Origin of the sequence: Devosia yakushimensis (assembly GCF_030159855.1) — a bacterium.
GTDB lineage: Bacteria > Pseudomonadota > Alphaproteobacteria > Rhizobiales > Devosiaceae > Devosia > Devosia yakushimensis.
This window is the reverse complement of record NZ_BSNG01000001.1, coordinates 2,045,053-2,059,794: the sequence shown is the minus strand read 5'-3', so window position 1 is coordinate 2,059,794 and position 14,742 is coordinate 2,045,053. Positions and strand designations below refer to the sequence as shown.

Here is a 14,742-nt window from a genome sequence, read left to right as displayed (position 1 = left end):
CAAAGCATCAGCGCGGATTTTCCGCCAGTTCCCGCTGTGGCACCCGGCGCGGCCGCCCTTCCAGGCCACGCGCCCAATTCACCACGGGGCGTTCCAGCAGCCGGAAGCTGAGCGTTGCAACACCGAAACTGATGACAATGGTGGCGGCACTGGAGGCCAGCCAGATATTCCAGCCATTCTCCCCGCTGGTCTCGAAAGCCGGCGGCACCAGCCGTCCCAGCAGCCCGATCACCAGGAAATGCCAGATATAGACGCCGAAGGAGATCTCGGCGACATAGCGGGCAAAGCGATTATCCAGCAGCCGCCCCGCCAGCACCGACGAGGGCAGGGTGGCCAGGGCCACCGCGATGGCCAGCGGCATAAAGGGGAAGCCATAGGGCACGCCCAGCCAGCCAAAACCCTCATTGAGCTCGCCGATATGGGTCGCCATCACCCAGCCCGCCGCGATTACGCCGGCAAGCCCGACCAGGTCGAACAGATACGAACGCATCGCCGCCAGCTTGACCTGAATGCCCGCCGCCAGCGCGCCAACTGCAAAAATGGCGAAGAACCCGATCGGGTTGAAGCGCGGCATCCAGGCTTTGGCCCCGCCGATCAGCCCATATCTCCAGCCGCGCTCGACCTCGTCGATCGGCGCCCATTGCACCACCATCCAATGCAGCGCCAGCACGGCGCCGATCACCGCGACCCAGCCGACACGAGCCGGCCAGCCCCTGAGCCGCAACGCAAAAAGCACGGCCAGGAAAAACGGCAACAGTACATAGGAGGTGATTTCAAAGCCGATCGACCACAATGGCCCATTATTGTTGACCGGAAACAGCGTCACCCAGTGCCAGTCGCTGACCAGGAAAAACCCTGCCAGAAACCGGACGATCTCCTCCCGCCCAAACTCATAGCCATAGAGGGTGACGCCCAGCACAAGGCTCACCACCAGCGCCAGCCAGAAGCCTGGCAGGATGCGGGCCGCCCGCCGCAGCGCATAAATCCCCAGCGACGGCATGGCCTCGCCGCGATCCAGCGCCACCCAGAATGGCCGCGCCAGCAGGAAACCGCTCAGCACGAAGAAGACCGCGACGCCGAAACTGCCCATCACGGCAAAGTCGACCAGCCCCTTGACCGGCGCCGGCACATTATCGCCATCCATGCGAAAGGCCAGGTGATGCAGCAGCACCATCAGACACGCGGCAGCGCGCAGGAAATCGGCGCCGAGCAGTCGCTGTTGGGTCAAGGCTCATCCTCCATGGGGTCCCGGCCCAACGCGTGCCTCATCAATTCGTTGCGATTGTGGCCATGACGGCAAAGCTGGCCTGCAACTTACGCCCTTGCGGAATCTGCGGCGTGGCGATATGGCCTCGCCATGAAAACCCCAGACACTGCCGCCCCCGACGCAATCCTCATCGTGGACTTCGGTTCGCAGGTCACCCAGTTGATCGCGCGCCGCATTCGCGAAACCGGGGTTTATTGCGAAATCCACCCTTTCCAGAGCGCCAAAGCCGCCATGGCCGCGCTCAAGCCCAAGGGTGTCGTGCTGTCGGGCGGCCCGGCCTCCACGCTAGATGAAAATGCGCCGACCATCGATCCGGCCATTCTCGACGCCGGGGTGCCGATCCTGGGCATTTGCTATGGCCAGCAGGCGCTCTGCATGGCCCTGGGCGGCAAGGTCGAGGCCGGCCATCACCGCGAATTCGGCCGCGCCGAGGTCAAGGTGCAAAAGCTCTCGGCGCTCTATGACGGCGTCTGGGACCTCGGCACCGAACACCAGGTCTGGATGAGCCACGGCGATCGCGTTGTCGCTCTCCCCGAGGGTTTTGAAGTAGTCGGCACCTCGGCCAATGCGCCCTTCGCCATGATTGCCAACGAAAACAGACGCATCTGGGCCGTGCAGTTCCATCCCGAAGTGGTGCACACTCCCGATGGCGCCAAGCTCTATGCCAATTTCGTGCACAAGATCTGCGGCATCGCCTCGACCTGGACCATGGCCGCCTATCGCCAGAAGATGATCGAGAAAATCCGCGAACAGGTCGGCACCGGCAAGGTGATCTGCGGCCTCTCCGGCGGCGTCGATTCCTCGGTGGCTGCCGTGCTGATCCACGAGGCCATCGGCGACCAGCTCACCTGTATCTATGTCGATCACGGCCTGATGCGGCTCAATGAGAGCGAACAGGTCGTCACCATGTTCCGCGACCAGTACAATATCCCGCTGGTGCATGTGGATGCCTCCAAGGTCTTCCTCAAGGAACTGGACGGCCAGTCCGATCCCGAGACCAAGCGCAAGATCATCGGGCGTCTCTTCATCGAAACCTTCGAGGCCGAGGCCAAAAAGCTCGGTGGCGCGCAATTCCTGGCGCAGGGCACGCTTTACCCCGACGTCATCGAATCCGTCTCCTTCACCGGAGGCCCCTCGGTCACGATCAAGTCGCACCACAATGTCGGCGGCCTGCCCGAGCGCATGAATATGCAGCTCGTCGAGCCGCTGCGCGAATTGTTCAAGGACGAAGTGCGCGTTCTCGGTCGCGAACTGGGCCTGCCCGAAAGCTTCATCGGCCGCCACCCATTCCCCGGCCCAGGCCTTGCCATCCGTTGCCCCGGCGGCATCACGCCGGAAAAGCTCGATATCCTGCGCCAGGCCGATGCCATCTATCTCGATGAAATCCGCAAGTCCGGCCAATACGACAAGATTTGGCAAGCCTTCGCCGTGCTGCTCCCCGTCCAGACCGTCGGCGTCATGGGCGATGGCCGCACCTATGAATTCGTCTGCGCCCTGCGCGCCGTGACGTCCGTCGATGGCATGACCGCCGATTTCTACCAGTTCGACATGAACTTCCTCGGCAAAACCGCCACCCGCATCATCAACGAAGTCCGCGGCATCAACCGCGTCGTCTACGACGTCACCAGCAAGCCGCCCGGCACGATCGAGTGGGAATGATTCAGGCCCGGAGCCGGCATCGCTGCTGCCCGCCGTGCAATAGCCTGGGACTGGCCGTCCGCTGCTGCCGAGGCGTGAAAACCGGGCGTTGCGGGTTTGGCTGAAAACCGCTTGCAAAACGCAACCGGATTGCACTAGCCTGCAGGGTGAGCGGATTTTCCGCGATACGTCACGTTAGCAGGAGCTGCTAAGCATGAAGTATCTTCTCACCTCCGGCGGCATCAGCAATCCGAGCATTGCCGATACACTCGTTGACCTGCTGGGAAAGCCGATAGCCGAATCCAGCGCTCTTTTTATCCCCACCGCTCTCTACCCCTTTTCCGTTGGCCCGGTGATGGCGTGGCGGGCCATCTCGGGCAGGGGGCCGAACCCGCTATGCGAATTGGGGTGGAAGTCCCTGGGCGTGCTGGAACTCACCGCGCTGCCGACGATCCGGAAGGAAAATTGGGCCCCGGCCGTCCGGGAGGTCGATGCCTTGCTCGTCGGGGGCGGTAATGTGCTCTATCTCACCTATTGGATGCGCCAATCAGGCCTCGCGGATATTCTGCCCTCGCTGGCTGACATGCTCTATGTCGGCGTGAGCGCCGGCAGCATCGCCGTCACTCCCCACAATTGCGACGCCGAATTCGATTTGCAGTTTTTACCCGATGGCCGCAGCGACATGGCGGAGGGGGCCGACAAGGCGCTCGGACTGGTGGATTTCACCTTGTATCCCCATCTCGATCACCCCGAGATGCCGGATACGACGCTGGCCAACATTGAGAAATGGGCGTCGGGGATACCTGCCCCGACCTACGCCATAGATGACGGCACGGCCATCAAAGTGGTCGACGGCCGCGCGAGCGTCATTTCCGAAGGCAATTGGCGGCTGTTCAACGGCTGAAACCCGCGCGGGCAGCATGTCCGGCCGGAAGGGAGACTGGTACTATGGCGAAGCTCATCTATGGAATGAACCAATCGTTGGACGGCTATGTCGACCACGACAAATTTGACCCCGATCCCACCCTGTTTCGCCACTTCATCGAACAGGCGCGGGGCCTGAGCGGCAGTCTCTATGGCCGTCGTCTCTATGAGATCATGGCCTATTGGGACGAGGAGCAACCGGATTGGACTCCGGACCTGCACGAGTTCGCTGCAGCATGGCGGAGCAAGCCGAAATGGGTCGTGTCGCGCAGCCTCAAGTCGGTCGGCCCCAATGCTACCCTGATCGAAGGAGACCTTGAGGCCGCTATCCGCAAGCTCAAGGATGAAGTGTCGGGCGACATCGAAGTTGGTGGGACGGTGCTCGCGCAGGGCCTGGGTGATCTTGGTCTGATCGATGAATATCAAATCTATCTCCACCCCGTCGTACTTGGCGGAGGCAAGCCATTTTTCGCCGCTCCCCGCCCGCCGCTGCGCCTTGTGTCGACCGAGCGGATTGGCGGGGACGTGATCAAGCTGACTTACGCTCCGGCCTAGTCGGTTGTGTTTTATCCGCTGGCGGCATTGACCGGCCCGTTCTGTCGTTCTAAAAAAGAACAAATAGAGAACGAATGGCGGGTCAAAATGGATATGCAGCTTGATCTGTTTGGTGGCGGCGCGCCCATGCTGGCGCAGCCCGGACGGTCGTTTCCGACGCATCGCTGGTATTTCACGCTCCTGCCGCCGCCGGCACTGGCGCAGGATATGGAATACTTCGCTTTGCGCATGTCGCGTCGCCATGGCGCAAGACGGCCCGTCCGGGCAGGGCGAATACATGCCTCGCTCAATGGACTGGGGGAGGGCGAGGAGGGGTCGTTCGACGATCTCGATACCGCGCTCGAAATTGGCGATGCCATCCGTCACCCGCGATTTGATGTGTCTTTCGATAGGCTCATCACATGGGGTCGGCAGACGGGACGTGGTGACCGGCGCCAGCGGCCGACGGTTCTGACCTGCACGACGGGGCAGCGCGAGGTCGTGGCGCTCCATGCCAGCCTCCGCCGCGAAATCTTGCGGCACGGCCTCAAGGCCGGCGCCTCGAGCACTGTGCCGCATGTCACCTTGTGGTATGGCACCGGCAGCGTTTCCGAGCTCCTGTTAACCCGGCCTTTCCGTTGGAGCGTGCGGCAATTCTGGCTGGTCCGGACCACTTTGGGCGAGCCCAGGCCGGAATGTCTTGGGGAATGGCAGCTCGGCCGCTAGTAGCCAAGACAACCGCGCATTTGCATTCCCCCGGCACCGTGCTAAACGTGCGCCCCAATTCATATGTGACGTCAGGCCATCCATGTCTCAGGACAACATTTTCCGCGAAGTCGACGAGGAGCTCCGCTCCGATCGCATGCGCGCCTTCTGGCGCCGCTTCGCGCCCTATGTCATCGGCGCCGCTGTGGCTGTTGTTGTCCTGGTCGCCGTGAACGAAGGCTGGAGCTGGTATCATTCCAACAATGCCGCGCAGTCCTCGGATGAGCTTTATGCGGCATTCGATCTGATCGAGGGCGGCGACCTGCCTGCAGCGCAGACTGCGCTCGACAAAGTCATCGCCGATGGTTCGGGCCGCTATCCGATGCTGGCCGAGTTCCGCAAGGCCGGCGTGCTCGCCAAGGAAGGCAAGACGGCCGAGGCCGTGGCTGCCTATGATGCGCTTTCGAGCTCGCTGGACAATGTCCGGCTGCGCGAGCTGGCGCTGGTTCTTGCCGGCAATCTGCTGATCGACAGCGGTTCGCTGGCCGACGTGCAGTCGCGCATCGAAACCATTGCCACCGAAGGAAACCCGCTGCGCAACGCCGCCCGTGAGGCCTTGGGACTGGCGCAATATAAGGCCGGCGACTTTGCCGCCGCGCAGGCAAGCTTCGAGGCGGTCGTCAACGATCCTCTGTCGCAGAGCACCACGCGCAATCGCATGGGCTATTATCTGGCCCAATTGCTGTCGGAAGGCGCCATCACCGCACCTGGCGCGGCCGAGAACGCCGCCACCGCCATCGACCAAATCGTCAGCGAGGATGCTCCGGCCACCGCGGCCGAGCCCGCCGCTGCACCGGCAGCAACGCCTGCGCCCGCGGCGCCGGCCGAGCCCGCCGCCACCAACGAGACCGAACCTGCCCTTGAATAGGGCCGGCCGGATTCTGCCTGATCGGAACACGCTGTCATGACGGTTACCGTTGCCATTGTCGGTCGCCCAAATGTCGGCAAATCGACCCTTTTCAACCGCCTGGTCGGTCGCAAGATCGCGCTGGTCGATGACACGCCCGGCGTGACCCGCGACCGTCGCGAGGCCGAGGGGCGCATTGCCGATCTCACCTTCCGTATCCTCGATACGGCCGGTTACGAGGACGTCACCGATGGCAGCCTCGAAGACCGCATGCGCCAGCAGACCGAGCTGGCGATCAAGGAAGCCGACGTCATTCTGTTCATGATCGACGCCCGCGCCGGCGTGGTGCCGCTGGACCAGCGTTTCGCGCAGGTGCTGCGCAAGGCCGGCAAGGATGTGCATCTGGTGGGCAACAAGGCGGAAAGCAGCGCCGCCGAGGCAGGGCTGGTCGAGGCCTTCAAGCTCGGCTTCGGCGAGCCGATCCCGCTATCGGCCGAACATGGCCTGGGCCTGTCCGAACTCTATTCCATCGTCTCCAAGGCGATCGACGTGGCCGAGGCCAACAAGGAAGCCGAGGCGATCGCCGATCTCGACGAGATGCCCGAGGTCGATGTCGACATCACCGAGGACATGCTTGAGGGCGAAGGCGAGGAAGCGACGCTCCGCTGGAATCCCAGGCGCTACCTCAACGTCGCCATTGTCGGCCGCCCCAATGCCGGCAAATCCACCCTGATCAACCGCATGGTGGGCGAAGAGCGCGTGCTTGTCGGCCCCGAGGCCGGCATCACCCGCGACAGCATTCTGGTGCCCTGGGAATGGGAAGGCCGGACGATCAACCTCGTGGACACGGCTGGCATCCGCCGCCGTTCTCGGGTTACCGAGAAGCTGGAAAAGCTGGCGGTGGGCGATAGTCTGCGCTCCATCCAATATGCCGAAGTCGTCGTGCTGATGCTCGACGCTACCATTCCCTTCGAAAAGCAGGACCTGGCCCTGGCCGATCTCGTCGAGCGCGAGGGCCGCGCCTTGGTCATTGCGGTCAATAAATGGGATCTGGTCGAGGACAAGAACACCGCGCTGGCCTCGCTCAAGGAGGCCTGTGAGCGCCTGCTGCCGCAATTGCGCGGCGTGCCGCTGGTCACCCTGTCCGGACTGACTGGCCGCAATATCGACAAGCTGATGGACGCCATCTTCAAGATCGAGCGCAGCTGGAACTCCCATGTCTCCACTGCCCGCCTCAATCGCTGGCTGACCGGCATGGTCGAAAGCCATCCGCCTCCGGCCGTGTCGGGCCGCCGCCTCAAGCTGCGCTACATGACGCAGGCCAAGACAAGGCCACCGAGCTTCATCCTCTTTGCCTCGCGCCCCGAGGCACTGCCGATGGCCTATCAGCGTTATCTGGTCAACGGCCTGCGCGAAGCCTTCGACATTCAAGGCACCCCGATTCGTCTCTGGGTGCGCTCGGGCGGCGACAATCCCTATAACGACAAGACCAAGCGCAAGATCGGATAGGCCCGGTGCGGGCGGCGTTTTGGCCGCCTAGCGACATTTTGTCCGGCGCCATGGCGCATCGCACGCGATTGCCGCTATATTGCCGATCCTTAAGCGACCCGATGCTGAGTGCGGGGCCGCATCCATTGTTGAGATCTTGTTCGCAGAAATATTGATCGTCGTCGTTCTCACTATCGTCAACGGCGTGTTGGCGATGTCCGAACTGGCAGTCGTTTCGTCCCGGCCCGCGCGCCTGCGCGCCATGGCCGATCAGGGTAACAAGGGGGCCGCCACGGCCATCCGCCTCGCCGAAGACCCCGGCAAATTCCTGTCCTCGGTCCAGATCGGCATTACGCTGGTCGGCATTCTCTCCGGCGCCTTCTCCGGCGCCACGCTTGGCCTGCGCCTCACCGAATGGCTGCGCGATATCGGCGTCGCCGGCAGCGTGGCCGATGTGCTGGGCGTTGGCGTCGTGGTCGTCGTCATCACCTATATCTCGCTGATCCTGGGCGAACTGGTGCCCAAGCAGATCGCCCTGCGCGATCCGGAAGGCGTCGCGTCGCGCGTGGCGCCTGGCATGAAGCTGCTGGCCGCCATCGGTTCGCCCATCGTCTTCATCCTCGATGTGTCGGGCAAGGCCGTGCTGGCTCTGCTGGGTCAGGGCCAGGAATCCGAAGAGAAGGTGACCGAGGAAGAGGTCAAGACCATCATCGCCGAGGCGGCTACGACCGGTATTATCGAAAGCGACGAGCACTCGATGATTTCGGGCGTCATGCGCCTGGCCGACCGTTCGGCCCGGGGTCTGATGACGCCGCGTCTCGATGTCGACGTGATCGACCTGGCCGATGACAGCGATGAAATCCGCAAGACCATCCTGAGCACCCACCGCTCGCGCCTATTGGTGCAGGATGGCGATGCCGACTCCATTATCGGCGTCGTGGCGATCAAGGATATCATCAGCGTCTTTGCCAATGGACAGCCGCTGGACGTGCGCAAATTCGTCCAGCCCGTGCCTGTTGTGATGGACCATGCCGATGCGCTCGATGTGGTCCGGGCCATCCGCAATGCCACCGTGCATATGGCCCTGGTGGTCGATGAATACGGGCACTTTGAGGGTATCGTGACCTCGGCCGACATTCTCGAGGTCATTACCGGCGTCTTCCAGGAAGAAACCGGCGACGATCCGGCCCTGGTCCGGCGCGAGGACGGTTCCTGGCTGGTGGCCGGCTGGATGCCGGTCGACGAGTTCAGCGAAAAGCTCAAAGTCAGCATCCCCAAGGATGCCAAGTTCGAAACGGTCGCGGGTTATGTACTCTCGATCATCAACCGCCTGCCGGCGGTGGGTGAGACCTTCGAGCACAATGGCTGGAAATTCGAGGTGCTCGACCTCGATGGCCGCCGCATCGACAAGATATTGATGACGCAGCTGGACTAGCAACGGCCGGCATAAAAACCAAGGGCGCCTCGCGGCGCCCTTTTTGTTTGGCTCTGTGCCGGCCCTCAAATCTCCTCGAAGGCGCCGGTGCTCATATCGAACAGCTTGCCATTCTGCTTGAGAGCCGGGCTCAGCAGATCAACCAGCTTGGGCGCGATATCGGCGGGTGCGGGCAGCGTTGCCGGATCTTCGCCCGGCATGGCCTTGGCTCGCATCGCCGTGCGCACGGCGCCGGGATAGAACACATTGACCCGAACCTTGGTCTGCTCGACCTCGCCGGCATAGGATTTGACCATGGCGTCCACGGCCGCCTTGCTGGCTGCATAAAGGCCCCAATAGGGCCGCGCGGAACGGGCCGACGAAGACGAAACGAAAACCGCGCGCCCGGCATCGGCCTGCCGCAGCAACAGATCGCAGGAGCGCAACAGACGGTAATTGGCCGTCACATTGACCGCCATCACCTTCTCGAAATCTTCCGGCGACACATGGGGCAGGGGACTCAGTACGCCGAGTTGGCCAGCATTGGCGACGAGCCCGTCCAGCGCGCCCCAACGCTCGAAAATGGCAGCGCCGAGCCGGTCGATGGCGTCGCCATCGCGCAGGTCGAGCGGAACCAGGGTGGTCGATGAGCCCAGGTCCTGGATTTCGTCGTCCAGCTCTTCCAGGCCCCCCACGGTGCGGGCGACCGCAACCACATGGGCGCCGCGCCGGGCCGCTTCGATGGCGCTTGCATAGCCGATGCCACGCGAGGCACCGGTGACGAGGATGACCTTGCCGGCAAGGTCATTGGATACAGCCATTAACCGGCCTCTTTAAGCAGGGAGATATGTTTCGGCTCGTTCTTGGCGCGGCCATTGAGATCGGTCAACTGTGTCGGATAGTCGCCGGTAAAATAATGATCGGTGAATTGCGGCGCCTGGGGATTGCGCGGCTCGCCGCCCACGGCGTCGTAGAGGCCGTCAATGGACAGGAACGCCAGCGAATCCGCGCCGATGAATTTGCACATCGATTCCAGATTGTCGTGCTGGTTGGCGAGGAGCTTTTCCGGGTCGGGTGTGTCGATGCCGTAATAGTCCGAAAAGAAGATCATCGGGCTGGCAACCCGTAGATGCACCTCGGTCGCCCCGGCATCGCGGATCATCTGCACGATCTTGAGCGAAGTCGTGCCGCGCACGATCGAATCGTCGACCAGGATGACGCGCTTGCCCTCGATTTCGGCGCGATTGGCCGAATGCTTGAGCTTGACGCCGAAGGCGCGGATCGACTGGGTCGGCTCGATAAAGGTGCGGCCCACATAATGGTTGCGGATGATGCCAAGCTCGAACGGGATACCGCTCTGCTGGGCATAGCCGATAGCCGCCGGCGTGCCGCCATCGGGCACCGGCACCACGACATCGGCCTCGACCGGCGCCTCCTTGGCGAGGTTGATGCCCATGCGCTTGCGCGCCGAATAGACGTTGCGCCCCGCCACGACCGAATCCGGACGGGCGAAATAGACATATTCGAACAGGCACGGCCGCTCGGGGGCCGGGCGGGCCTGCTTGCGTGCATCCACGCTGATCGAGCCATCCGGCTGGATTTCGCAGATGATGACTTCGCCATTTTCCACGTCGCGGATATATTTGGCACCGATCATGTCCAGCGCGCAGGTTTCCGAGCAGAAAATCGGCTTGCCATCGAGTTCGCCCATCACCAGCGGACGAATGCCCACCGGATCGCGCGCGGCGATCAGCTTGGTGCGGGTCATGGCCAGCATGGCATAGCCGCCTTCCATCTGCCGGATGGCGTCGATGAAGCGGTCCGTCGTCGAGGAATGGCGCGAGCGAGCCACCAGATGCAGCACCACTTCGGTATCCGAGGTGGATTGGCAGATGGCGCCGGTAGCGATGATCTGCCGGCGCAGCGTCAGCCCATTGGTGAAATTGCCGTTATGGGCAATGGCGATCCCGCCCGCCTCGAGCTCGGCAAACAGCGGCTGCACATTGCGCAGGGCGACTTCCCCGGTGGTCGAATAGCGCGTATGGCCGATGGCGATGGCGCCGGGCAGCCGGGCCAAGAGTGCCGGGTCGGTATAATGGTCACCCACCAGGCCCATGCGTTTTTCGGTATAGAACTGCTTGCCGTCGAAGCTGACTATACCAGCCGCTTCCTGGCCGCGATGCTGCAAGGCATGCAGGCCCAGCGCGGTCAGCGTCGAGGCATCATTGTGCCCCAAAATGCCAAACACGCCGCACTCTTCATGCAGCGTGTCGCCATTGAGATCGAAAGAATCGTCGCTCGGATGGTTCACCGGGCTCTCCATGCCAATGCTGCCTCAACCGCAGAACTGTCGTCGCCAATGGCGACAGGGCCGTGCATAGCGCGATATCGGCCTACGCCTTAGCCCAAATTGGTGTTCCCGACCATTGTCGTTACAAAGGGTCAGGGTTGTGGCGAGCGCCATGCGCTCACCGGAAAATGATCAATCCGTCACGCGCCGGGCGCAACAGGAGCAGGCGGAACGGCCGGCTCAGTCGACGGAATGCTGCCATCTTCGGTCGCATCCGTGCCCTCATCCACCGGCGCAGGCGCCGACTCGGGATCCTCGGTCAGCCCCGTGCCGCCCTTGAGAATCTCGGTGACCTGCTGCTCAAGCCCTTCGGGCAGCATGGAAATCAGCGTGTTGCCCATATTTTGCAGATGCGGCAGCGATTGCGACTGTGCGGCCCAGGGCGGCAGATTGTTGGGCAGCAGCCAGGTGCCGAAAATGGTGATGACAATGGCGATCAGGATGCCGCGCAGCACGCCGAAGGCAAAACCCAAAGTACGGTCGATCGGGCCAACGCGGCTGTCGACCACGAAATCGGCGATACGCATGGTCAGAAGATGCAGCACGATCAGCGCGACGATGAAAGTGACGACTACCGTGGCGATATCGGCAACGATCTGCTCGGCAATATATTGCCGGGCGATTTCGGGATGGTACTGCCACATATAGATGGCGATGGCGGCCGAACCGGCCCAGGTCGCCAGCGACAGGACTTCGCGGGTCAGGCCCCGCGCGGTGGCCAGAATTGCCGAAATCAGCACCAGCACACCAACACCAACGTCGAACGCTGTCAGCATATGTCTTCGCTTAGCTCCAGTTGCCGCCCCGGCTTCTTGGGCTTCGTTTAGCCGCTTTGTGTTGCAAAGCCAAGGCTTACGGCACTCGGCATGTGCGATCTTCCCAGAAAGCCGTGAACTGTCGCGCCCCTACCACTGCTCCGGCTCGTCCGTGCGCGGCTTGCCATTGGCCGCAATACGGCCCACCAGGTCCGCCAATGCGGTAAATTCGGAAACCTCGAGCCCACTATTGCGGTCCGCATTGCCAAGTCGGCCGGTCGAGACTGCCTTGAAGCCCAGCTTGCCCGCTTCGCGCAACCTGAGCGAGCCATGGGCAACCGGGCGTACTCCGCCGGCCAATGAAATTTCGCCGAAATAAACCGAATCCTTGGGCAGCGGAGAACCGGTCAGCGATGAGATAAGCGCCGCGGCCACCGCCAAGTCGGCCGCGGGCTCGTTGATCTTCAGCCCACCCGCCACATTGAGATAGATATCGTTGGCGCCGATGCGGACCCCGCACCGCGTCTCGAGCACCGCCAGCACCATGGAGAGGCGCGAGCTGTCCCAGCCCACTACAGCCCGGCGCGGCGTGCCGAGCGGGGAGGGCGCCACCAGCGCCTGGATTTCGATCAGCAGGGGGCGCGTGCCCTCCATGCCGGCAAAAACGGCCGAACCCGCCGCGCCTTCGTCGCGCTGATCGAGAAAGAGCGCCGAGGGGTTGGCGACCTGCTCCAGCCCCAGTTCGGTCATGGCGAAGACGCCGATTTCGTCGGTGGCGCCGTAGCGATTCTTGACGCCGCGCAGAATGCGGAATGTGTGGCTGGTGTCACCCTCGAAATAGAGCACGGCATCGACCATGTGCTCGACGACACGCGGGCCGGCAATCTGCCCATCCTTGGTGACATGGCCGACCAGCACCACCGCCGCGCCGCTTTTCTTGGCAAAGCGGGTGAGCGCCTGCGCCGAGGTCCGCACCTGGGTTACGGTGCCCGGTGCGCTATCGACGCGGTCGGTCCACAGCGTCTGGATCGAATCGATGATGACAAGATCGGGGGCGGGGCCATTTTCTAGCGTCGCCAGGATGATTTCGACATTGGTTTCGGCCGCCAGCAGCACTTCGGCCTCGCCCAGGCCCAGCCGCTGCGCCCGCAGCCGCACCTGCGCCACCGCTTCTTCACCCGAGACATAGACGACACGCTTGCCCCTATTGGCCAGTGCCGCCGCCGATTGCAGCAGGAGCGTCGATTTGCCGATGCCGGGATCGCCACCCACCAGCAGCGCCGAGCCCATGACGAAACCGCCACCGGTCACCCGGTCCAGTTCGGCAATGCCGGTGACGACGCGCGCGGCGCTTTCGGTTTCCCCCGATAGCGGCACCAGATTGGTCGGCTTGCCATTGGCCTTGGCCGATTTGGGACCGGCGCCGACGCCGCTATCGGTCAGCTCCTCGACAATGCTGTTCCATTCGCCGCAGGAATCGCAGCGCCCCTGCCACCGGGTCGAAACGGCACCACAGGCCTGGCAGATGAACGAGGAACGGGACTTGGCCAATGGGAACTCACGATTGCGCAATAAGCCGGAAGGCTAGCTGCAAACTGCATCGCTCGCAAGAACAAATAGCGAACGACCTAGCCCGGCAGGTTTCCGTCCCCGACATAGCTTCGATTGTAGCGGCCCTGCCGGAGCGAGGTGAGGATTTCGTAGCCGATAGTGCCAGCGGCATCAGCCTGGTCGTCTGCCCCGATCAGATTGCCCAGCACTTCGGCACCTTCCCCGGGAGAGGGCAGGTCCGAGCCGAGCTCGGTAATATCCACGATGGAGATATCCATCGAAATCCGTCCGATCACCGGGCATACCTTGCCGCGAATGGCCACCTTGCCGCCGGGCCGCGAATTGGTGCCCGATAGCGAGCGCAGGAAGCCATCGGCATAGCCATGCGCGATAATGGCCAGCTTGCTGTTGCGCGACAGCGAATAGGTTGCGCCATAGCCCACGCTCTCGCCGGTGCGGGCCTCAACCACTTGCAGGATCGGCACATGCAGGGTCGCAACGGCCGCCATCGGGTTCTTGCGGCCATTGACGGCGCGGCCGCCATAAAGCGCAATGCCGGGCCGCACCATCTGGAAATGATAATCGCGCCCCGTCATCAGCCCGGCCGAATTGGCGAGCGAAGCGGGAATGCCGGGGAATTGGTTGAGCAGCGAGCTGAACAGCGCCAGTTGCGTACGATTCTTTTCGTGGTTGGGCACATCGGCGCAGGCGAGATGGCTCATCACCATTTGCGGCGCATAGCCGAGCGTCTCGATCTGCTGGCGCACCACGCTTGCTTCATTGAGCCGGAAGCCCAGCCGGTTCATGCCGGTATCGAAATGGAAGGCGGAGGGATAGGCCTCGTTGCGCTCGACGCATTTGGCCAGCCATTCCTCGAGCATGGCCATCGAGGAAATGACCGGCATCAGGTTCTGCCGCACATAGAGATTGGCAGCGCCCGGATAGAGCCCGTTGAGCACGAAGATATGGGCGTCGGGTACAGCCGCGCGCACGGCCATGCCCTCATCGGGCGTTGCCGTGAAGAAGAATCGCGCCCCGGCGGCATGCAGGGCCTTGCTGGCCATGGTGATGCCGGTGCCATAGGCATCGGCCTTCACCACCGCGGCCGTCAGCGCGCCGGCGCTCACGCGGTCCAGCGCACGCCAGTTGCGGGCCAATGCGCCCAGATCAATGCTCAGTTGGCCCCCAAGGCCCGAAGTCAGCGCCATG

The 14,742-nt window shown here is 63.0% G+C and carries 13 protein-coding genes; 7 read left to right on the top strand and 6 right to left on the bottom strand.

The features are described 5' to 3' along the window. Positions 1–7: 7 nt before the first annotated feature. Entirely contained in the window at positions 8–1,228 is a 1,221-nt protein-coding gene (locus tag QQL79_RS10110) for an acyltransferase family protein (RefSeq protein ID WP_284390396.1), read from the bottom strand. 129 nt (positions 1,229–1,357) lie between these two features. Between QQL79_RS10110 and guaA the strand changes: the two genes are divergently transcribed. The 7 genes from guaA (at position 1,358) to QQL79_RS10075 (ending at position 8,898) form a co-directional block, all read left to right on the top strand. Then, positions 1,358–2,926 carry a glutamine-hydrolyzing GMP synthase gene (gene guaA / locus QQL79_RS10105; RefSeq protein ID WP_284390394.1) on the top strand — a complete coding sequence of 523 codons (1,569 nt, stop codon included), beginning with the start codon at positions 1,358–1,360 and terminating at the stop codon, positions 2,924–2,926. 193 nt (positions 2,927–3,119) lie between these two features. Continuing rightward, positions 3,120–3,809 carry a Type 1 glutamine amidotransferase-like domain-containing protein gene (locus tag QQL79_RS10100; protein WP_284390392.1) on the top strand — a complete coding sequence of 230 codons (690 nt, stop codon included), beginning with the start codon at positions 3,120–3,122 and terminating at the stop codon, positions 3,807–3,809. A 44-nt stretch (positions 3,810–3,853) separates the two neighbouring features. Continuing rightward, positions 3,854–4,384 carry a dihydrofolate reductase family protein gene (locus QQL79_RS10095; protein ID WP_284390390.1) on the top strand — a complete coding sequence of 177 codons (531 nt, stop codon included), beginning with the start codon at positions 3,854–3,856 and terminating at the stop codon, positions 4,382–4,384. An 87-nt stretch (positions 4,385–4,471) separates the two neighbouring features. After that, on the top strand, positions 4,472–5,089 hold the full coding sequence (locus tag QQL79_RS10090) for a 2'-5' RNA ligase family protein (protein WP_284390388.1): 618 nt from the start codon (positions 4,472–4,474) through the stop codon (positions 5,087–5,089). Positions 5,090–5,171: 82 nt separating this feature from the next. Next, positions 5,172–5,996: a tetratricopeptide repeat protein gene (locus tag QQL79_RS10085; protein ID WP_284390386.1), complete on the top strand. Its 825-nt coding sequence runs from the start codon at positions 5,172–5,174 to the stop codon at positions 5,994–5,996. Positions 5,997–6,032: 36 nt separating this feature from the next. Further along, complete coding sequence (gene der / locus QQL79_RS10080) at positions 6,033–7,484, top strand: ribosome biogenesis GTPase Der (protein ID WP_284390384.1); 1,452 nt, start codon at positions 6,033–6,035, stop codon at positions 7,482–7,484. A 151-nt stretch (positions 7,485–7,635) separates the two neighbouring features. Next, complete coding sequence (locus tag QQL79_RS10075; RefSeq protein WP_284390381.1) at positions 7,636–8,898, top strand: hemolysin family protein; 1,263 nt, start codon at positions 7,636–7,638, stop codon at positions 8,896–8,898. A 65-nt stretch (positions 8,899–8,963) separates the two neighbouring features. Here the strand turns inward: QQL79_RS10075 and QQL79_RS10070 are convergent, their stop codons facing one another. The 5 genes from QQL79_RS10070 to alr form a co-directional block, all read right to left on the bottom strand. Continuing rightward, positions 8,964–9,698, bottom strand: coding sequence for an SDR family NAD(P)-dependent oxidoreductase (locus QQL79_RS10070; protein WP_284390379.1), 735 nt, complete (start codon positions 9,696–9,698; stop codon positions 8,964–8,966). Next, the gene (purF, locus tag QQL79_RS10065; protein WP_370461203.1) at positions 9,698–11,188 is read right to left on the bottom strand and encodes an amidophosphoribosyltransferase; all 1,491 of its coding nucleotides are present in this window, start codon (positions 11,186–11,188) and stop codon (positions 9,698–9,700) included. Before purF ends, QQL79_RS10070 begins: the two co-directional genes overlap by 1 nt. Positions 11,189–11,367: 179 nt before the next feature. Continuing rightward, positions 11,368–12,003, bottom strand: coding sequence for a CvpA family protein (locus QQL79_RS10060; protein WP_284390375.1), 636 nt, complete (start codon positions 12,001–12,003; stop codon positions 11,368–11,370). Between the two features lie 129 nt (positions 12,004–12,132). Next, the gene (radA, locus tag QQL79_RS10055; protein ID WP_284390373.1) at positions 12,133–13,533 is read right to left on the bottom strand and encodes a DNA repair protein RadA; all 1,401 of its coding nucleotides are present in this window, start codon (positions 13,531–13,533) and stop codon (positions 12,133–12,135) included. Positions 13,534–13,610: 77 nt separating this feature from the next. Continuing rightward, the gene (alr, locus tag QQL79_RS10050) at positions 13,611–14,741 is read right to left on the bottom strand and encodes an alanine racemase (RefSeq protein WP_284390371.1); all 1,131 of its coding nucleotides are present in this window, start codon (positions 14,739–14,741) and stop codon (positions 13,611–13,613) included. Between the last annotated feature and the right edge of the window lies 1 nt (position 14,742).